The organism is Lysinibacillus sp. NPDC094177 (genome assembly GCF_050279145.1).
Lineage (GTDB): Bacteria > Bacillota > Bacilli > Bacillales_A > Planococcaceae > Lysinibacillus.
In genome coordinates this window covers 65,645-85,506 of record NZ_JBNNTW010000007.1, presented here as the reverse complement: position 1 = coordinate 85,506, position 19,862 = coordinate 65,645, and the positions used below count along the sequence as shown (strand labels likewise).

Annotated in this window: 20 protein-coding genes and 1 riboswitch; of the genes, 10 read left to right on the top strand and 10 right to left on the bottom strand. The window is 38.2% G+C overall.

Annotation, left to right across the window (positions count from 1 at the left end; translation table 11 throughout):
• Positions 1-65: 65 nt before the first annotated feature.
• The 5 genes from ACQKNC_RS13325 (at position 66) to ACQKNC_RS13305 (ending at position 5,170) form a co-directional block, all read left to right on the top strand.
• The gene (locus ACQKNC_RS13325; protein WP_427425314.1) at positions 66-1,220 is read left to right on the top strand and encodes an acyl-CoA dehydrogenase family protein; all 1,155 of its coding nucleotides are present in this window, start codon (positions 66-68) and stop codon (positions 1,218-1,220) included.
• Complete coding sequence (locus ACQKNC_RS13320; RefSeq protein ID WP_427425313.1) at positions 1,217-2,293, top strand: acyl-CoA dehydrogenase family protein; 1,077 nt, start codon at positions 1,217-1,219, stop codon at positions 2,291-2,293. The genes ACQKNC_RS13325 and ACQKNC_RS13320 overlap by 4 nt, the downstream gene beginning before the upstream one ends.
• 52 nt (positions 2,294-2,345) lie before the next feature.
• Positions 2,346-3,152, top strand: a complete 807-nt coding sequence (locus ACQKNC_RS13315; protein WP_427425312.1) for an enoyl-CoA hydratase/isomerase family protein — start codon at positions 2,346-2,348, stop codon at positions 3,150-3,152.
• 20 nt (positions 3,153-3,172) lie between these two features.
• Positions 3,173-4,315, top strand: coding sequence for a CaiB/BaiF CoA transferase family protein (locus tag ACQKNC_RS13310; protein ID WP_427425311.1), 1,143 nt, complete (start codon positions 3,173-3,175; stop codon positions 4,313-4,315).
• 87 nt (positions 4,316-4,402) lie between these two features.
• Entirely contained in the window at positions 4,403-5,170 is a 768-nt protein-coding gene (locus ACQKNC_RS13305) for an IclR family transcriptional regulator (RefSeq protein ID WP_427425310.1), read from the top strand.
• 466 nt (positions 5,171-5,636) lie between these two features.
• Here ACQKNC_RS13305 and ACQKNC_RS13300 read toward each other — a convergent pair whose 3' ends face one another.
• From ACQKNC_RS13300 to ACQKNC_RS13285, 4 genes are read right to left on the bottom strand one after another with little or no spacing between them, the layout of a single operon-like run.
• Positions 5,637-6,200: a 5' nucleotidase, NT5C type gene (locus ACQKNC_RS13300; RefSeq protein ID WP_427425309.1), complete on the bottom strand. Its 564-nt coding sequence runs from the start codon at positions 6,198-6,200 to the stop codon at positions 5,637-5,639.
• A 16-nt stretch (positions 6,201-6,216) separates the two neighbouring features.
• Positions 6,217-7,302: an FAD-dependent monooxygenase gene (locus ACQKNC_RS13295; protein ID WP_427425308.1), complete on the bottom strand. Its 1,086-nt coding sequence runs from the start codon at positions 7,300-7,302 to the stop codon at positions 6,217-6,219.
• Complete coding sequence (gene ribD, locus ACQKNC_RS13290; RefSeq protein WP_427425307.1) at positions 7,299-8,408, bottom strand: bifunctional diaminohydroxyphosphoribosylaminopyrimidine deaminase/5-amino-6-(5-phosphoribosylamino)uracil reductase RibD; 1,110 nt, start codon at positions 8,406-8,408, stop codon at positions 7,299-7,301. Before ribD ends, ACQKNC_RS13295 begins: the two co-directional genes overlap by 4 nt.
• Before the next feature lie 14 nt (positions 8,409-8,422).
• Positions 8,423-9,154, bottom strand: a complete 732-nt coding sequence (locus tag ACQKNC_RS13285; RefSeq protein ID WP_427425306.1) for a GTP cyclohydrolase II — start codon at positions 9,152-9,154, stop codon at positions 8,423-8,425.
• A 272-nt stretch (positions 9,155-9,426) separates the two neighbouring features.
• On the opposite strand from ACQKNC_RS13285, the gene ACQKNC_RS13280 reads away from it, so the two are divergent.
• From ACQKNC_RS13280 to ACQKNC_RS13265, 4 genes are all read left to right on the top strand, one after another.
• Entirely contained in the window at positions 9,427-10,062 is a 636-nt protein-coding gene (locus ACQKNC_RS13280) for a TrkA C-terminal domain-containing protein (RefSeq protein ID WP_427425305.1), read from the top strand.
• A 283-nt stretch (positions 10,063-10,345) separates the two neighbouring features.
• Positions 10,346-11,545, top strand: coding sequence for a quaternary amine ABC transporter ATP-binding protein (locus ACQKNC_RS13275; protein WP_427425304.1), 1,200 nt, complete (start codon positions 10,346-10,348; stop codon positions 11,543-11,545).
• Complete coding sequence (locus ACQKNC_RS13270; RefSeq protein ID WP_427425303.1) at positions 11,538-12,392, top strand: ABC transporter permease; 855 nt, start codon at positions 11,538-11,540, stop codon at positions 12,390-12,392. The genes ACQKNC_RS13275 and ACQKNC_RS13270 overlap by 8 nt, the downstream gene beginning before the upstream one ends.
• Before the next feature lie 106 nt (positions 12,393-12,498).
• The gene (locus tag ACQKNC_RS13265) at positions 12,499-13,374 is read left to right on the top strand and encodes a glycine betaine ABC transporter substrate-binding protein (protein ID WP_427425302.1); all 876 of its coding nucleotides are present in this window, start codon (positions 12,499-12,501) and stop codon (positions 13,372-13,374) included.
• A 310-nt stretch (positions 13,375-13,684) separates the two neighbouring features.
• On the opposite strand, the gene ACQKNC_RS13260 is transcribed toward ACQKNC_RS13265, so the two are convergent.
• From ACQKNC_RS13260 to ACQKNC_RS13250, 3 genes are all read right to left on the bottom strand, one after another.
• Positions 13,685-13,999, bottom strand: a complete 315-nt coding sequence (locus tag ACQKNC_RS13260) for a DMT family transporter (RefSeq protein ID WP_427425301.1) — start codon at positions 13,997-13,999, stop codon at positions 13,685-13,687.
• A complete protein-coding gene (locus ACQKNC_RS13255; protein ID WP_427425300.1) occupies positions 13,999-14,340 on the bottom strand; it encodes a DMT family transporter in 342 nt (113 codons plus the stop codon). Before ACQKNC_RS13255 ends, ACQKNC_RS13260 begins: the two co-directional genes overlap by 1 nt.
• 257 nt (positions 14,341-14,597) lie before the next feature.
• A riboswitch (guanidine-I (ykkC/yxkD leader) is annotated at positions 14,598-14,694 on the bottom strand.
• Positions 14,695-14,725: 31 nt separating this feature from the next.
• Positions 14,726-15,874 (bottom strand): PstS family phosphate ABC transporter substrate-binding protein, encoded by a 1,149-nt coding sequence (locus tag ACQKNC_RS13250; RefSeq protein WP_427425437.1) that lies wholly within the window; start codon positions 15,872-15,874, stop codon positions 14,726-14,728.
• A 133-nt stretch (positions 15,875-16,007) separates the two neighbouring features.
• On the opposite strand from ACQKNC_RS13250, the gene ACQKNC_RS13245 reads away from it, so the two are divergent.
• Positions 16,008-16,481, top strand: coding sequence for a YbaK/EbsC family protein (locus ACQKNC_RS13245; protein WP_427425299.1), 474 nt, complete (start codon positions 16,008-16,010; stop codon positions 16,479-16,481).
• Between the two features lie 43 nt (positions 16,482-16,524).
• Here ACQKNC_RS13245 and ACQKNC_RS13240 read toward each other — a convergent pair whose 3' ends face one another.
• From ACQKNC_RS13240 to ACQKNC_RS13230, 3 genes are all read right to left on the bottom strand, one after another.
• Entirely contained in the window at positions 16,525-17,784 is a 1,260-nt protein-coding gene (locus ACQKNC_RS13240; RefSeq protein ID WP_427425298.1) for a glutathionylspermidine synthase family protein, read from the bottom strand.
• A 14-nt stretch (positions 17,785-17,798) separates the two neighbouring features.
• A complete protein-coding gene (locus ACQKNC_RS13235; RefSeq protein ID WP_427425297.1) occupies positions 17,799-18,488 on the bottom strand; it encodes a hypothetical protein in 690 nt (229 codons plus the stop codon).
• A 151-nt stretch (positions 18,489-18,639) separates the two neighbouring features.
• The gene (locus ACQKNC_RS13230; RefSeq protein WP_427425296.1) at positions 18,640-19,686 is read right to left on the bottom strand and encodes a DUF418 domain-containing protein; all 1,047 of its coding nucleotides are present in this window, start codon (positions 19,684-19,686) and stop codon (positions 18,640-18,642) included.
• Between the last annotated feature and the right edge of the window lie 176 nt (positions 19,687-19,862).

The window sequence follows — 19,862 nt, the reverse complement described above, 5'->3', positions numbered from 1 at the left end:
TAATCATAAAATACACATATACAATAATAGTTACCACATTACGGTAAAACTTAAGGAGTGATTAAATGTTTCATTTACCAACTGTGCAATTTACACATGAGCAAGAGCAATTTCGCTTAGATGTTCGAACGTTTTTACAGGATGAATTAGCAAAAGGTACCTTTACGCCTAAATGTGATTCTTGGCTAAGTGGAGATGATCCTGAATTCTCTAAATTAATTGGTCAAAAGGGTTGGATTGGCTTAACTTGGCCTAAAAAATATGGAGGTCAAGAGAGGAGTACTATTGATCGATACATTTTAACAGAAGAATTTTTAGCTGTTGGTGCTCCAGTTGCTGCACATTGGTTTGCTGATCGCCAAACTGGACCACTTCTTTTACGCTATGGAACAGAAGAACAACGTGAATATTTCTTACCGAAAATTGTGAAAGGTGAATGCTACTTCGGCATAGGCTTAAGTGAACCAAATAGTGGCTCTGACTTAGCTTCGGTTAGCACACGTGCTGAAAAAGTAGAGGGTGGCTGGATTGTCAACGGACAAAAAATATGGACGAGTAATGCACACCTTTGCCACTATATGGTGACTTTAGTACGTACAAGTCCTTTTGATGGAAAAAATAAACATGCAGGTCTCAGTCAGTTGATTGTTGATTTGCATGCGGAAGGTATAACTGTTGTTCCGATCAAATTTTTAACTGGTGAACATCATTACAATGAAGTGTTCTTTGACAATGTTTTTGTACCTGACAATATGGTTGTTGGAGAGATCGGTAATGGCTGGGCTCAAGGATTAGCAGAACTTGCCTTTGAACGTAGTGGCCCAGAGCGAATATTGAGTACATTCCCATTAATCGATGAACTTATTCAAGAATTAAAGCGCCAAAACAATTTAGAAGGGTTACAGCAAGCTTCTAAAATAGTAGCTCGTCTTTGGGGTCTACGTAATTTGTCAATTGGAGTGGCCCAGCTTTTAGAATCTGGTAATAGTGAAGACGTATCTATTCCTGCAGCACTTGTGAAGGCACTTGGTACGAAATTTGAGCAAAGTATTCCTGAAATCACACGTTTAATCGTACAGACTTATCCTACACTTGACGCGCATCGTAAAATTGATCGCTTTATGGCTGAATCCATTTTACATGCACCAGGTTTCACGATTCGAGGAGGTACTTCAGAAGTATTGTATGGCGTTGTAGCGAAAGGGGTTATAGCACAATGAGTGAAATGAAAGATATGATTCTCGATGTTGTAGAACGCATGTTAAAAGAAAAAGTCGATAAAGAGTTAGTCGATACAGTGGAACAAGGTCATTGGGCACCAGAACTATGGGATCTGTTTAAAGAAAGCGGTATGACAGCTGTAGCTATTTCAGAAGAAAATGGCGGTGCAGGTGGCGACATAGAGGATTTATTGAATATTGTTCGTTTAACTGGAAAATACGCTGCACCGATTCCATTTGCAGAAACAACATTTGCAAATTATTTATTGGAGTTTACTAGTTTACAAGTAATTGAGGACTTGTCGACGTATATGCTCTGCCCTAATCAAGCATTTATGTTAGAGAATGGCAAATTAACGGGAGAAGCGAGCCAAATCCCTTGGGCACGTCATACAAAAAAACTAGTGACACTTGCCTATAGTGCGGAGGGTACTCATCTTGTAGAAATAGATTTAAGCCACGCTGAGATGAAGCTAGGTATTAATTTAGCAGGCGAGCCACGTGATACTGTGATATTCCATGATGCTAAAGTTTCACAAGTATCTGCTGTGTTATCTCCTGAAAAGGTACACACTATAACAACACTTAATTCTGCTTTTCAATTAGCACTAATGACTGGTGCAGTCGATAAAATAAATGATTTAACTGTTCAATATACGAAAGAACGTGAGCAATTCGGTCGACCGATTCATCGCTTCCAGCTCGTTCAGCAGCATATTGTAAATTTAGCAGGTGAAACGGCAATCACTCTAGCAGCATTTAATAATGTAACGGATGCCCTTCAGAAGAATAATCAAAATAGTGAGGTTGCTTACGCCAGCATTCGTTTCGAAGAAATTATTCAAGCAGTGACAACAATTGCGCATCAAGTACACGCTGCAATTGGAACGACACACGAACATAGTTTGCATCAATTTACACGTAGACTTTGGTCATGGCGCGATGAAGGAGCCAACACCTCTTATTGGACTAATTTGGTCGCAACTCAACTATTAGAAAATAGCGGAGATAGCCTATGGAAATATTTAACTTCACCTAGCTCTAGCTCGCCACTTCTCAAAGTGGAAGGATAATTAATTAATTAATTTGTGTCAAACCACTATTGAATGATAAGGAGTGTTATCAATGACTGATTTACTTTTTGAAGTGCAAGACCATGTTGCCACAATTACAATAAATAGACCTGAGGCGTACAATGCTTTCAGTGAAGAGATGATCACTAAATGGATTGAAGCCCTTGAAACCGTTCGTGATTCAGAGGATATTCGTGTTGTCATCGTAAAAGGTAATGGAAAATCATTTTGCGCTGGCGGGGATATTAAGGCAATGCAAGCTGGTGAAGGATTTTTCCAAAGCGAGGACGATATCTCTTCTACAGGTTTAGCACGAAAAAATTCTCTTTGGAAAAAGATTCAGCGTATTCCCCTGCTCCTTGAAGAAATTGATAAGCCTGTTATTGCACAGGTGCACGGATTTGCAATGGGCGCAGGACTTGATATGGCCTTAATGTGCGATATACGGATTGCTGCAAAGTCTACAAAGATTTCAGAAAGCTACATTAACGTTGCGATCGTGCCGGGCGACGGTGGCGCTTATTATTTACCAAAACTAATCGGTATCGATCAAGCATTGGACATGTTCTGGACAGCTCGTGTACTAACTGCTGATGAAGCAAAAGACAAAGGTGTTGTGACATTTGTTGTAGAAGACCATGAGCTTGACGAATACACATTGAATTACGCAAAAGAATTAGCTAGTCGTCCAACTACGACATTGCAATTCATAAAGCGTGCTGTTTATCAGAGTCAACGGATGGATTTACGTAGTGCACTTGATTACATTTCATCACAAATGGCCATTGTTACAGAGCTAGATGATTTTAAAGAGGGTGTAAATGCAGTTGTAGAAAAACGTAAGCCTGTTTATAAATGACGTGTTTAGGAGGAAGAACAATGCAACCTCTTGAAAATATTCGAGTATTAGATTTATCTCGTGTTTATGCTGCCCCTGCTGGCTCCATGATGTTGGCAGATTTAGGAGCAGAAGTAATTCGCATAGAGCATCCATATGGCTCTGATAGTATGCGTGATTGGGGACCTTTTGTTAATGGTCAAAGTACGTATTATTTATGTGCCAATCGTAATAAAAAATCGATCACATTAGATTTAAAGACAATAGATGGCAGAGAAAAACTTAAAGAACTCGTCAAAGATGCCGATGTCGTCCTGGAAAATTTTAAAACGGGTGACATGGAGAGAATGGGTCTAAGCTATGAGGAATTAAGAAAAGTGAATCCTAGAATCATTTATTGTGCAGTAACAGGATTCGGTCAAACCGGTCCTCTTGCGTATGAACCTGGGTTCGATCCAGTTATTCAAGCAATGAGTGGTTTAATGCATGTCACTGGCTCAGCTGAAGGAGAAGCAACAAAAGTCGGTGTTCCTATTGCAGATATTTTAACCTCTAACTATGTTGCCATTAGTATTTTAGCCGCTTTACGAATGCGCGATCAAACAAATACAGGGCAATTTATCGACTTAGCTTTATTAGACGTTCAAATGAGTAGCTTAGCGAATGTAGCGAGCGCTTATTTAAATACAGGTTTTAGCTCAGAACGTCTCGGTAATCGTCATAATAATGTTGCGCCGTATCAAGTATTTAACTGTGCAGATGGCCCCCTAATGATTTGCGTTGGTACAGATGGACAATTTAAAAAGTTTTGCACGATGTTGAAACGTGAGGAATGGGCCAATGATCCTCGCTTTATAACAAATACGATGCGCAAGCAACATGAAGCGGAGCTTGTTCAGATGATTACTGACATTACAATGACAAAAACACGGGATGAATGGATTACCTTATTACAACAATATAAAATTCCAGGTGGACGTGTGAACACAATTGCTGAAGCTCTAGAACAACCGCAATTTATTGCACGTGACATGATTGGTGAAATAGAGCACAAACAATATGGTACAATCAGATTCATCAAAAACCCAATAAAATTCTCAAATTTAAATATTCAATATAAATCTGCACCACCGTTACTTGGAGAACATACAAACGAATTCCAAAAGTCCTCTCTACAAAAATAAAATTACGCTATAATAGAAATAAAAAGTATTTATGAAGCTAAATCCTCCGGCAGATGTCGAAGAAAATTTTATTACGTAGGTGACGGGATGAATCAGGAGATTTTCGAAAAAAACTATACAATGTCATCGCTGCACAAAGCTATTAAAGTATTAAAAGCTTTCACAAAAGATGAGCCTAGCCTTTCCCTAACTGAATTAAGTAAAAAAACAGGGATAAGCATTTCCAGTTTACAGCGTTTCGTTTCTACCTTTGTGTACGAAGGCTTTCTTCACAAAGATGAGCGTACTAAACGCTATCAATTAGGTCATTCGCTTCTGTATTTAGGAAATTTAGTAAAAGAAGAATCAAGTCTTATTATAGTCGCAGAACCTATTTTGAAAAAGCTAAATGAAGAAATCGGCGAAAGTGTTTCCATGAATATTATTGATGGTTTGGAGAGACGATGTATATTAAACTATGATTCAACATATCCGCTTTCAACGAAAATGTTTGTAGGTGACACCTCCCCCCTTTATGCAGGTGCATCATCTAAAATATTGCTCGCATTTATGCCGAATGTTGAAGAATATGTAGAGAATATATGTCTTGAATCCATCACTGATAAGACAATACTTTCCAAAGAGCATTTGTGGGAGGATTTACAGCAGATTCGTAGACAGCACTTTGCGAAAAGCAATAGTGAGCGTGTACGTGGAGCATGCTCTTTATCTGCACCGATTTTAAACGCTTCCAACCAAATAATTGCATCAGTGTCACTCGTTATTCCAGAAGTACGCTATAGTGACTATGATGAAAGTTTATTAATTGAGACTATCCAAGGCATTGCGTTAGAAATCGAAAAGCAATTGTATTGATAGAAACAAAGAATACACCCGAACAGGTTCACTTTTAAAGTGCCCTCTATTCGGGTGTATTGCTTTAACTATTTGGCTCATCGGACGCCCTCAGAAAAGCACCCAGTCGGAATGGAAATCAACTACACGTTAGGTAGTAACCCTATTGTCGGAATATAATTAAGTGGTAGTATTATGCAATTGAGCGACTCAAAAAGGAGAGTAGCGTTTACTAATGCACTCTCCTTTTTAACATTTAATCGACTTAGCACCAAAAGTCAACGATGATAATATTTTTACAAGTATATTAGTTGATTGGAGTGGAGACTGGGCGACTCCTTGGGGATCAGCGTCACAGATGAGACCCTGCAGCGTAGCGAAGCGGCTCATCGGACGCCCCCAGGAAGCTCTGCTCTGCGCGAAAGCGAAGCGTCAGCGGCAAAGCGCCCAGTCGGAACGGAAATCAACTACACGTTATGGTGATAAGCTAATTATTTACTAATCTTAAAAAATCGTGCCAATGATTTAAGCGTGGCAGTTCAACATGCTGGTTATAGGATTGATTTTTTAAAATTACTTTTGTATTCACATCTCGAAGTGTTTCTAATACAGCTGGTTTATCATCTACATAAACATCTAAAGCTAGCTCTTTAATGATAGCTACTTTCTCTGTATCCTGCATGCCGCAGAAAAAATGACCTTCTATGATTGGAAAACCTTGTGCTTTCATCCATTCACGTGTTTGCTCACAATATTGTTTAGGACGTGAAGTGATATAATAAATGTCATATCCCTGCTGTGCCAAAGCTTGGAGCGTCTCTAATGCTCCCTCAAAAGAAGAACAATCCGTAAAATAAATGTCCTCTAATGAACTATTCCACATCGCTGCTCCTTCATCATCTGTTAGACCAAAAGGCTCGTGAATTTCAACTCTTTGTAAAGCTTGAAATGTTTCTAGTGCAACATTTTTACCTAGTTTTTTATTATAGAGCGCAAAGGCGTGTGCTCGTAAATCAATGAGTGTGTCATCTATATCAAAGCCAAATTTCATGATGTTTTTCTTCCCTTCAAGAAGCCTTGTTTATGAAGATTGTCGCAAATGTTTGCTCATTTTCAATTTGCTTCGCTAATACTTCCTCAATGGCTTGCTCGCGCATTTGTTGAAAATCTTGTACGTTAAAATGAACAAGTGTATCTTTATTTAATAGTAACGCAAGACAATCTGCATCCTTTAGTGCACTATTGAGCCCAAATGCCCCAGTTGGTGTCATCGTGTGAACAGCATCCCCTAATAGCACAAGCCCCTTTGTCCCCCAGCAGTTACAATGACTACTGAATACATCGAGTAATACAAAATCTTGCCAAGATCTTATATGCTCATTAACAGTATCAGATAGTTCCGGAAATTGATCTGAAAGCTGTTGGATAAATGGTGTACATGCTTTTTTTCTGAGTTGAGGAAAACTTCCTTGTTCAATATTCCAACCGATTTGAATGAACCCACCTACCTGCGTAAATAATGATAGCTGTTTATCACCTATTAATGCCATTTTAATCGATGGCTCCCATCCTTGAGGAGCAGGAATTTTTGCCCACAATAAATCAAAGCCATGTTTATGCTTTTGAAAGTCGATGTGTGCTTGCTTACGAATAGTAGAGTAACGACCATCAGCACCGATTATTAACTGACTACTAATTTCAAATGTTTCCCCATCTTTTGATGCAATGACACCCGTATATCTGCCCAAAGAATCAACTATGAGCTTCGTCACCTTCGTATTCAGAAAACAAGAAAAGTGCGGAAAATGCTGTGTTTCTTGCAAAATTCCCTTTAATAGATTTGCTTGCGGTACATGAATTCCTAAATGTCCTACGGCTTCATCAGGAAAAATAGTTTTAAATGCTCTACCTTCTGCGTAATATTCAAGCTTACCCATACGTAATAAGCCGAGTGACTCGACTGCTTCAAAAAGCTGATGACTTTTTAAAACAGCCTCACCCTCCTCATTTAAATGTTCACCGCGAAATGCCTGCCCAAGTGCTGCGTTTTGTTCCAGTAGTATCACGGAAAGACCTTTTTTCGCTAGTAAGTGCGATAGAAGTGTTCCACCTGGCCCAGCCCCAACAATACAAACATCTGCTTGATAATTCACTTTTCTTCACCTATCTTTGGATAAGCAATAATACGTAAATCTTGCCCAACTTGCTCGAACGAAGCAAATTCTACATCCCATGCTTCATCCATAGAGGATGGATTTTGACCAGCAATAGGTGTTAATGATAAACGACCACCGAGAATCTTCGGCGCTATGTAAATCACATATTTGTTAATAGCACCTTGCTGTAAAAATGAAGAATTTATCGTACTTCCACCCTCTACTAAAATATCCGTAATGCCATATTGATATAGTTTTTCAAGCATATCATCAACAGCAAGCCCCTGAGATTCATGTCGAACTGGCAATACTGTTACGCCTTTTTCTTCAAATTCTGTTATTTTTTCTTGACTGGCATTTTCACTACATACAATGATGGTTTTCGCTTCTTCTACATTCAAAACATTGGCATGAGCTGGTGTACGAAGGGAGCTATCCATAATAATGCGTACTGGATTTTTTCCGTAATCTTCTTTTAATCTTGTCGTTAAAGATGGATTGTCAGCTAAAACAGTACCAACACCAACTAAAATACCATCCACCTCGTGACGAATACGGTGAACATCCTCACGCGCTGCCTCACCAGTTACCCACTTGGAATGTCCTGTATGGGCAGCTATCTTTCCATCTAAGGTCATCGCATATTTTGAAATAATAAATGGTCGTTTTGTAAGCATATTGTGAATAAAGCGTTCATTTAAACGGCGAGCTTGAGCTTCTAAAATACCCACTTCTACCTCAATACCCGCATCTCGTAACAGTTGAATACCACGCCCAGCAACAGCAGGATTTGGATCTTGCATGGCTACAACAACACGACTAACCGCTGATTCCTTCACTAAATTTGCACAAGGAGGTGTTTTTCCATAATGCGAACAAGGCTCAAGAGTTACATAAAGTGTCGCGCCTTTAGCATGTTCTCCAGCCATACGGAATGCATGCACCTCTGCATGTGGTTCCCCTGCTTTTCTGTGTAAACCTGTTCCTACAATTACACCATCTTTGACGATTACAGCCCCTACAAGTGGATTAGGATTCGTATTTCCTTTTGCACTAGCGGCTAAATCAAGTGCTAACTGCATATATTTTTCATCTGTTGTCATCTTCGTTCCTCCACTCACTTCTCTTCACGCAAATGTCCAGATTTCTCTACTTTCGTGTTTAAATAAAAACGATTCGTCTCCGTTAATCCTCCCCATAATGGGACATGTCCTTCTGCTGCTAAACCATGTGCCTGTAGTGCGGCAAGCTTCTTTGGATTATTAGTAATCAGTGTAACTGGTTTTGAACGAAGTGTAGCTAACACAGTTATGGCATCTTCATAAGAACGGGTATCGTCTGGGAAGCCAAGAGCATGGTTTGCTTCAACCGTATCTAACCCCTCTTCTTGTAATAAATAAGCAAGCGATTTCGAGAATAGCCCGATGCCACGACCTTCATGATCTGCTAAATAGAAAATGGCACCGCAGCCATGCTCCACAATCATTTTCATCGATTCATGTAATTGATAACCACAGTCACAGCGCTGGCTTCCAAAAATATCACCTGTATGACAAATGCTATGCATGCGAATTAAAGCATTCTCTGCATGTTCAAAATCTCCATAAACAAGTACTGATGACTGTTGTAAAAAAGCTAAATTTGCAGATGCTAAATCATCAATAATTTCTTCTTTTGAGAGATTAACATTTACTTTTAACCAGTTATACCATTGAAATGTCGCTGAAAATTCACCCTGTTTTACCGGTAATTTCACTGGACCAACTAGGCAAATACTTTCTGTTTCAGATTGCTTCACGATCGTCATTTTGTCTTTCACTATATCCAAAACTTTAGTAGTAATTGTCATATTTTTTCCAACCTTCTATTGTTAACAGCTAGCTAAATCCGCTAACTGAGCACTAGTATTTTCACTTCACTTACATAACGTAACTTAGTTTATAATAATAACTAAAAGCTGTCAAACTACAACTCCTACTCTATTAACAAAAACTAATTAAAAACAAAAAATGCTACATTACGTTTTTATCATATACTACTAGCTTATGGAGATGCTATTTTTTCTGTGCAGGCTAGTCTATAATAAGCTGAGGTAACTGTAATGACGAAAGGAAGTTTAGAATGCCATTAGAAAAAAATGTGCAGGTGAAACAGCCAAAATATCAGCAAATAGCTGTCGATTTGGCTTCAAAAATCGTGGAAAGAAAATATCGAATTGGCGATAAAATTTACGCAAGATCATCTCTAGCTAGCCAATACAATGTCTCTGCGGAAACTGCGAGAAGAGCGATTGCCGTTTTGCAGGACTTGGAAATCGTGGAGGCCTCTAAAGGTAGTGGGGTTATTATTATCTCGTATGAAAAGGCTGCATATTTTGTCCGACAATTCCAGGATGTTCAATCTGTCCATGAACTACAACATGAGCTTATGACTAGCATTCAGAAGCAACACCAAGAATTAATAAATCTACAGGAAAAGACCAAACAACTTATTAGTCGAACTGAACATTTCCGATCCGTCAATCCATTTATTCCTTATCAATTAGAGATGACAGCTGAAAGCCCTTGTATCCACCAAACAGTACAGGAATTAAATTTTTGGCAAAATACGTCTAGCACGATTGTCGGAATTCGTCGTAAAAATGAATTATTGCTATCACCTGGTCCATATGTTTCTTTGGAAGAAGGAGATATCATTTACTTTATCGGTAATGATGAAAGTTTCGCTCGAGTTCAGAGCTTTTTATATCCAAATTAAAATCCGCTTAAGCGCTGATATAACAGCGTTTAAGCGGATTTTTTCTCATTTGTCGATTTGACATAAGTAACAACTCTTTGTTAGTGTTAAGTTGTTACTTGTTTATATTTGGGTATCAATATCCTCAAATAGTATTTTTCTTTATTTAGTGGATGTCCAAACACCTACTGAAATAAGAGAACTCAGCCAAAGATCGCCACGTCAAATGGCACTTTATCTGTGCGTAAGTGAAGCAACACCCATTACGCCAAGGCGAAATTGATCTACGAAAGGAGAGGTTCTATTGGAAAAAATAAAAGTGGAACATGTTTCTAAAGTTTTCGGGAAACATATTCCCCAAGCATTAGAACTCGTCAAGCAACAAAAAAGCAAGACTGATATCTTAAAAGAAACAGGTGCAACAGTTGGTGTATACGATGCAAGCTTTACTGTAAATGAAGGTGAAATCTTCGTTATCATGGGATTATCAGGGAGTGGAAAGTCGACACTTATCCGGCTTTTAAACCGTCTCATAGAACCTACAAGTGGGAATATTTACATCGATGGAGAAAATATTTCTAAAATGGGCAAAGAGAGTTTACGTAATGTAAGAAGAAACAAAATGAGTATGGTCTTTCAAAACTTCGGTTTATTCCCCCATCGTACACTTCTTCAAAACACTGAATATGGCCTTGAAATCAGAGGCATTACAAAGGAAGAACGACAAGCAAAAGCTGAGCAAGCTCTCGAAAATGCGGGCTTACTTGCGTATAAGGACCAATATCCAAGTCAATTATCAGGTGGTATGCAACAGCGTGTTGGTTTAGCACGTGCACTTGCAAATGACCCTGAAATATTACTAATGGATGAGGCTTTTTCTGCACTCGATCCATTAATTCGTAAAGAAATGCAAGATGAGTTACTCGATTTACAAAGCACATTGAAAAAAACAATTTTATTTATCACCCACGATTTGAATGAAGCGTTACGTATTGGGGATCGTATCGCCATCATGAAAGATGGCTCAATCATTCAAATTGGTACTGGAGAAGAAATTTTAACGAATCCTGCAAATGATTATGTTAAAACCTTCGTAGAAGATGTCGATCGCTCTAAAGTATTAACCGCTGAAAATGCCATGGTTCGACCTGTATATGTCAATGTAGATGTAGATGGACCGACCGTAGCACTTAAAAGAATGCGCGAAGAAACGGTTAGTTTACTAATGGCCGTTGACAAAAATCGACATTTAAAAGGCTATATTACTGCTGACGACGCACGAGCTGCAGCTAAAAGACAAGAACAAACGGTACATTCAATTGTTCAATCAGAAATGTTAACCGTTCCACCAGATATGCTTTTACAGGATATTTTAGGCATGATTCATAATTCTCCTACTCCGATTGCAGTTGTAAAAGATGAGCGCTTACTTGGTGTTCTTATCCGAGGCGTTGTCATCGAAGCACTTTCAACTAGCGATGAGGAGGCAGTTGCACATGAATAAATTTTTAGACGATATCCCCGCTATACCACTAGGACCGTGGGTAGAATCAGTTATGGACTGGTTGACGAGTAATTTTTCAGTGTTTTTTAACTTGATTCAAAAAAATGGAAAACTACTCATGAATCAGGTCACTGATTTATTAGTGAGCATTCCCCCGATTATTCTAATTTTACTTATTGTCATCTTTGCCTTTTTCGTTACCGGCAAGAAATTCGGGCTCGCAACGTTTTCATTAATCGGTTTGTTATTTATCTATAATCAAGGCTTATGGACACACCTTATGGAAACAACTACGCTCGTGCTCTTTTCAAGTATCATCTCCATCATATTAGGTATTCCACTTGGCATTCTAATGTCTAAGTCAACTGTAGCAGAAAATGTGATTAAGCCGATACTCGATTTCATGCAAACAATGCCTGGCTTCGTGTACTTGATTCCTGCCGTTGCCTTCTTTGGTATTGGGATAGTACCTGGCGTATTTGCATCCGTTATTTTCGCCTTACCACCAACTGTACGTATGACGAACCTAGGAATTCGCCAAGTACCAAAAGAATTAGTAGAGGCCGCGGATTCATATGGTAGTACTTCAAAGCAAAAACTATTTAAAGTAGAAATCCCACTTGCGAAATCAACTATAATGGCAGGGATTAACCAAACGGTTATGCTATCACTGTCAATGGTTGTAACTGCCTCAATGATTGGTGCACCTGGTCTAGGACGTGAAGTATTAACTGCACTACAACGTACACAGGTTGGGAATGGCTTTGTTGCAGGTTTAGGTTTAGTAATCTTCGCTATTATAATAGATCGCTTAACGCAAAGCTTTAATAAGAAGAAAACTGTATAGAAAAAGAGGCAATTCGTAAGCGAAAGACATAGCTCTTCACCTTCATTGCTGAGATTTACGTTTTGTAGTTTGATACAAAACTATTAATATTCGAAAGGAAGATTCGATGAAACTGAAAACATTAACTAAATTAGGAATGGCCTTAGGGCTTGGCTTGTTGCTAGCTGCATGTAGTGGTAATGATTCAAGTAAGAGCAATGGTAACTCAAAGGACGTCAATCTAGCCTACGTTGAATGGGATACAGAAATTGCTTCAACTAATGTAGTTGGTCAGGTACTAGAGGATTTAGGTTACAATGTAACATTAACACCACTTGATAATGCAATTATGTGGGAGGCTGTTTCAAAAGGAGAAGCAGATGGTATGGTTGCTGCTTGGTTACCGAATACACATGCTCCTCAGTACGAAAAATATAAGAACGACCTAGATGAGCTAGGCGAAAACCTTGCTGGTGCAAAAATAGGTCTAGTAGTACCAAGCTATATGGACGTTAATTCAATTGAAGATTTAAAAAATCAAGCTGATCACACAATTACAGGTATTGAACCTGGTGCCGGGATTACAGCTGCTACTGAAAAAGCTTTAGATGAATATGATAATTTAGCAGATTGGAATCTGTTAACTTCTTCATCTGGTGCTATGACAACTTCTCTTGCTAAAGCAATTAAAAATAAAGAAGACATTATCGTGACAGGCTGGTCTCCTCATTGGATGTTCGCTAAATATGATCTTAAATACTTAGAAGATCCAAAAGGCGTTTATGGTGGCGAAGAAACGATTAACACATTCGCTCGTAAAGGTTTAAAAGAAGACCAACCAGATGTATATTCTGTACTAGATAACTTCCACTGGACATCAGAAGACTTAGAGAGTGTTATGCTAGAAATTATGGATGGTAAAGATCCAAAAGTGGCTGCTAAAGATTGGGTAGAAGCCAACGCAGACAAGGTGGCTGAATGGACGAAGGATGTAAAGAAATAATTTCAAAAATTGACGGACAACTAACGAATGGTTGTCTGTCTTTTTTGTAAATAAAAAGCCGAACCTTTTCAAATTCAGAAAAAGTTCAGATTTACATTTTAATAGTTTCGCAATGATTGTCGTTAATTCACTTTCTTGTTGCTGGAGCAAATTTTATTGTTTGTTCATTTATTTCATAAATATGCTCAAGAGTTCTTTATTTATCATCGAGTATGATAATCAAAAATAGTCATCTAGCAACGATTTGACCGACGCCAGATGACTATTTAAATTTTTATATTTCAACTCAATTACATTTTATTAGTAATAGTTAAGATAATATTTTCAAGAATATCGCGGCCCCTAAAACAAGGACTATACAAACAAGACGTCTCCAATCCTTTGATTCATTGAAAAATAACATTCCGAGTAAAGCGCCACCTGCCGCTCCAATTCCTGTCCAAATCGCATATGCTGTACCCATTGGTAATGTTTCCATGGCATATGCAAGCCCAGCAAAGCTCAAGGTAAATACGAAAATCAATAACACTAAATTTTTTATACTTTTAGCTTCATTATATTTACTAATCATATAAACACCCATCATCTCACATAGTCCTGCAACTACTAATGCAATCCATGCCATTATTGATTCACCTCTTTATCATTAGGCTCACCTGTGACAAGCTTTAAGCCAACTACTCCTGCAAGTAAAACGACGATACATAAAATTTTGGCTAACTTCCATGGCTCTCCAAACAGTAAGCTATCAGCACACACAGTACCTGCTGTCCCCAAGCCTACGAATACTGCATAAACAGTACCGACTGGTAAACTTTCTCCCGCCTTAATTAATAAATAAAAGCTAACAAAAATTGCAACTGCAGTACCAATCCATTCGAGTGCATTCCCTGCATGCTTTAAGCCAATAACCCATCCTACTTCAAATAAAGCAGCAATTATAACACTTAACCATTGTTTGTTCATTCGAATTCCTCCATTATATTGTTAGACACGGATGTATGACTTTTATTGAGCAGTTCTGACGCGGTTTTTCTGACCCACCTGAGCACTTCTACGGCACACCTGATCAGTTTGGTATCCTACCCGAGCAGTTCGGTGACTTACCCTATCACTTCTTCCGCTTACTCGAGCAGTTCGGTGGCCTTGAATTGTGCTTATTCTTTAACTTCTTTCCCTCAGTTGCCCAAAAAAAAAGCCTTCGGAGCACTACTGTAAGCAGTACCTCCCAGGCTTTTATCCTTCCGTGTCACAAAATCAATTTGTGGTTTTCTCTCGGACCAGACTAGCATTTGCTACGGAACCCTAGAAAACTATCATATTTGATTGTAATACTAGTATAGCAAACTATTTAGTCTATTTCCACTGGTACATAGCCAACTTTTTCAACTAGCGCTTGTCCCTCATCTGATACAATCCAGTCGATAAACTTCTTTACATTAGGATTATCTGTTCCTGCTGTAACAGCATAAAATTCAGATACAAGTGGGTATGTACCATTACGAATGTTTTCCTTTGTAGGCGCAATCCCATCAATGGACAATAATTTAATTTCTTTGTTATTCACCATTTCTGTTGAGTAAAATCTAAACGTGTAGCCAATAGCATTTTTATAATTACGATATTGTGATACTTCATGAATAATACCACCCATACCAGTTGTAACATTTTCAGCAGGTGCTTCCATGATTGGTGTATCTCCCATCATTCTTTCAAGTGTTGTTTGGCTACCGCTATCCGCTGGACGTTGAAAGGCTCGAATCGTATTATCTTCACCACCGACTTCGTGCCAATTCGTAATTTTGCCAGCGTATATTTGCTTAACCTGATCCAGTGATAAATTTTCTACGCTGTTCTTATGGTTAACAAAAAAGACAAAGGCCTCTCGACCAATCGGAGTCATATCAAATAGTAGGTCCTCCATCTCAGCTTGCCTTTTCTGTGATTCAGATGGTGCTGCCACAAAAATCAGATCAACTTCTCCTGAAATCAAATTTTGATAAGCTTTGGGTGTACGACTCACCATCACTCTACTTCTATCATACGGATAGTAACCCTTTGGATATGTCGCTTCTACAAAGGCAGCATACAGTGGATACATCGCCGTAGCCCCATCTAAGCGTGGCAGTGACTCAGCTAATTGTAATGAAGCCTTTATATCTGACTTTACAACTTTATTTTGCTCGGTAAATGGCTGATAGGCTGACACGTCAATTTCTGCATCAACAGTTGGAATACTCATTTTGTAGTAATATTGAATAGGCGCAATCGAGGCAATCAATAGCGCAATGCCCATTACACCAGCTAACCATATCTTCCGCTTCCTCGTTTTCAACCAATCAAAAATGAAACAAACAAATAGTACGAATATACATAACGGAACAGTAAAGAGTAGTCCCGTAAAATGTAGCGTACCATTAAAAATTATATACAGAGCGACTATCCCTGTAAAAAATAGTAATCCTACTAGTACAAACAGTGACTGAAGCACTTTCATAATCATTGGATTCCATCTCCTGATGTGCAATTTTATACCACTTGAATTTATAATAGGTTATATCCGAAAGATAAACAATAATATATTCTGAAAATTATGTTAAAATAAAGTGTAGTATTGTAAGGAGGTATTACATATGGCCATTGAAAAAGTACGTGAATATTTAGCACAATGGAATGTTGAACACAAAATACAGGAGCTAAATGAAAGCTCAGCGACCGTTGAACTAGCAGCACAGGCACTCGGATGCGAGCCAGAACGCATTGCGAAATCCTTATCGTTTCTCGTAAACGATGGAGCGATATTAATTGTAGCTGCAGGCGATGCCAAAGTCGACAATGCAAAATATAAAGCTGTCTTTGGTACAAAGGCAAAGATGCTTGGGAAAGATGAAGTTCTCGATAAGATCGGACATGATGTAGGTGGTGTTTGTCCTTTTGGGGTGAATGAGGGCGTTGCTATTTATTTAGATGAATCCCTTAAACGATTCACAACAGTATTCCCTGCATGTGGTAGTAGCAACTCCGCCATTAAGCTTACTATTTCTGAACTAGAAACCTATACTCCATATCAAGAATGGATTGACGTCTGTAAAGGCTGGAACGAGTAAAATAATTATCGGCGAAACTTTATAGAAAGTCTCGCCGATTTTTTTAGGTTTCTTCCCTATATCCAACGGCTAACCAGTGAGAATCCCATTCTGTAATTTGATTGCCTACTCTACATGATAAGCCACATGCCCGATTATCAGCGATAAATGAACCGATTAACCATTTTTTTGTCTGTAATCCATTCTTGAGCTTTATCGTTATAGAGGGCATTTCCACATACTGCTGATAAATAAACAAATTATCATCATAATGGGTATACGCAGAGGCATTCGTTTTCGTCCCATCCCCTGCATAAATTTCTACTGTATTACCTTCTCGTGAATAGACAGGCTTCTTTACAAACGACAAGTTTTCCTGAACAAATGGCTCTGCCGAAAGATACGTTGGCAACATATATTTTTGAATAGCCGCTCGTTCTTCTGCATCAAAAAGAAGTGGATCATTTTTTCGTTCCCAAATTAGCCACAATAAAATTTTAGATTGCAGTACATATGCAGCGGGTGCGTTGATAATAGCAAGCTGTCCATCTTTTACAAGTCCCAGTAAATGCAGACCAATACGATCACCATCGGAAGACACATCATCTATCAAAAACTCTACTGGGTGTGCAGGCCGATATAAAATATCGATTCTCTCCATCGCAGGCGTATATAAACCTCGAGCAATATTAGCAGTATCACTAGAATAAATTATTAGCTCTTGTATAGGCACATATTCTACATCAAAAGGTATACATTTCTTTAAAAACTGTACCTGACAATATTCCTCATAATCTTCCGAAGCCGTTTTCCCTGTAATAACGATTTTAGGTTTTTTCAAATCATTTAAATAATGCATTGCCGCAAAGAGTGCACCAGACAATGTTTTATGTAATGCCGAAACATCATTCGGATTATCAAATCCCAAATACTGACAAAGCGCTTCGTTTATCTCAAAGGTTTCTTGGACAAGAAATGGCGTTTCACCATTTAATTCAAGACATCTTATTTGCCCGTCCTCTGTACAAATAAAATCGAAGCGAGCCAGTATCGATTGTTGCTGTAAGTAATCTAATTGGATGTATGGCAGCATTTCAGAACGAATACCTAGTGCTAAAAGTTGTTCATTCGATAAGTGCTTAAATTGTTTACCAACCTTCAAAAATATTTTCCAAAGTATATTTGATGCATACTTAATTTCATCGATTTTCTCTTTGGGTAAATCTAACACATCGTATAAGGCATACTCTAGATCCACAAAGTCAGGAAAGAAATTAGGAAATTGAGAATAAAACGCTTGGCGCTGTTGAAAATGATTGTCCATATTGATTTCTCCTTTTAAGAAGATGAAGAGCCACCACGAGAGGCACCACCTGAGCCAAAGCCTGATTTCCCTGTGCTGGATGATGAGTGATTTGAATAAGAATTAGAACTATTCGTCGATGAACCTGAGCTATTGGAGAATGAACGCTTACCACTCGAATAAGACTTGGAACCGCCAGTATTTGAATTTGAGCTGTTTGTTGTGTTATTTGAGCTACTAGATGTTGTACCAGCAGGATTTTGAGAGCCATTCGTCGTAATTCCATTTGAATTTGTATTTTTACTTTCCCTAGTATTGCTATGAGTAGTACGTGGCACTGCTGAACCGCCACCTTTATCCTCTCTATCTGTACCATTTCTTAAATTGCGACTTTTATAAATGGCACTTCCGATCATTGCGCCAGTAGTTGCATACATAAGCCCATTAAAGAAATGATGTGCATAATGCGGCGAATTCTCATCTAAACATTCAAACGAACCATCGTCACTTTCTTTCCATTCATCACATGCATTTGCCATGTCGCTATCATAAACACTTTGCACACCGTTCCCTGCTGTTGTAGTATTATTTTTTTCCATTGTATTATCTGTAGTAGCAGTAGACTCTTTGACAGTCTGGGTTTCTATATTCCCACACGCAGCTAATTGCATAGCCATAAATGACGCTGTTGTTACTGCTATGTATTTTTTCATTTGTTTTGCCATATCATATTTCTCCTTTATTTTCGATACCTATTTTACGGATGTCTCCTTCGTTAGGTTTCATTTTTTACAAATTCATACATATTATAATAGCACTAAAAACCCTCCGGCGGATTGAAAGCATTTACCACCAGAGAGTTTCGCATAAAATTGTTTATTTATTTGGCACTACTTTTCTTCCATATGTCATAAAGCGCCATGCCTTTTCAAATGGCCCTATTTTAAAGAATTTGAACCAGATGACACTAAAGATAATTTGAATGATAAAAGTGATGGTTGCAATGATTACTACATCAGAAGGGGAAACAACTTCAAGCCCCATTAAAGACATAATAGCTAGGCCAATAAAGCTTTGAGCTAAATAGTTTGTAAATGCCATTTGCCCAACTCGTCCAATTGGCTTAAGCAGCTTTGCAATTTTCTTATTCTCCAACATAACAAATAAACAAGCTAAATAAAAATACGTTGTTGGAATTACCCCTAAACTAATAACGGAATTTAGATTTTGATAATCCCCTTGAGAGGCAAACCAAATCCATATCGAAATGCCAACAAAGAATGGGAAGGTAACGAATTGAATCCACTTTATTTGTTTTGAGTACTCACTTACATGACTAATCCAATCAGCTTTTGCTACTAAAAAACCAGTTAAAAACATGATAAAAATAGTAATAGCATCATTTCCTAATAAACCAAAAACAGTTGAAAAGGCTTCTTGATTTGGCATCAATATTTGTCCAAGAATGCACAGGACATGAACAGTAATGATAGCAAATAGCCATTTACTAATTGTTGAAATCTTTGCATTATAAAAAGGTAACAGTAAAAAACCTATCACTGCATAAATAGCAAGGATTGATCCCCAGAAAACAAAAATATGAACCATGCCAATTAACAATAAAGCTAGTAAACGTCTTGCAAAACGCCATCTTGGCTTATCGCCACGAGCCTCTGCACGTGAAGCAAAAATATAAAAACCTACACCAAAGAGGAATGAAAAAATCGAAAAGAATTTCTTCTCAATAAAAATATTAATAAGCGTATCAATAATACCATTAATTCCACTATAGTCGGGCATCGGTCCTCCCTCTACTATTAACTGGTAGGCTGCTACATTTATGAACAAAATGCCAAATAACGCTAGCCCACGAATAATATCTAAGGAAACAATTCTCTCTTTTTGAGCAATGGATGGATTCATTCTTTAAAACTCCTTATCTTCATACTTTACTGCGCTATGGCTATCATAGCTTCCCATCCTTACAGCAGTTTTTTTAAAAGCTTACAGGAACCTTACATTTATAGATTTGTCCCATAAGTTAACACCTTTTTTCACATACATTAGTTTTTAATCCCCTTCTAAAAGCAAAAATTTCA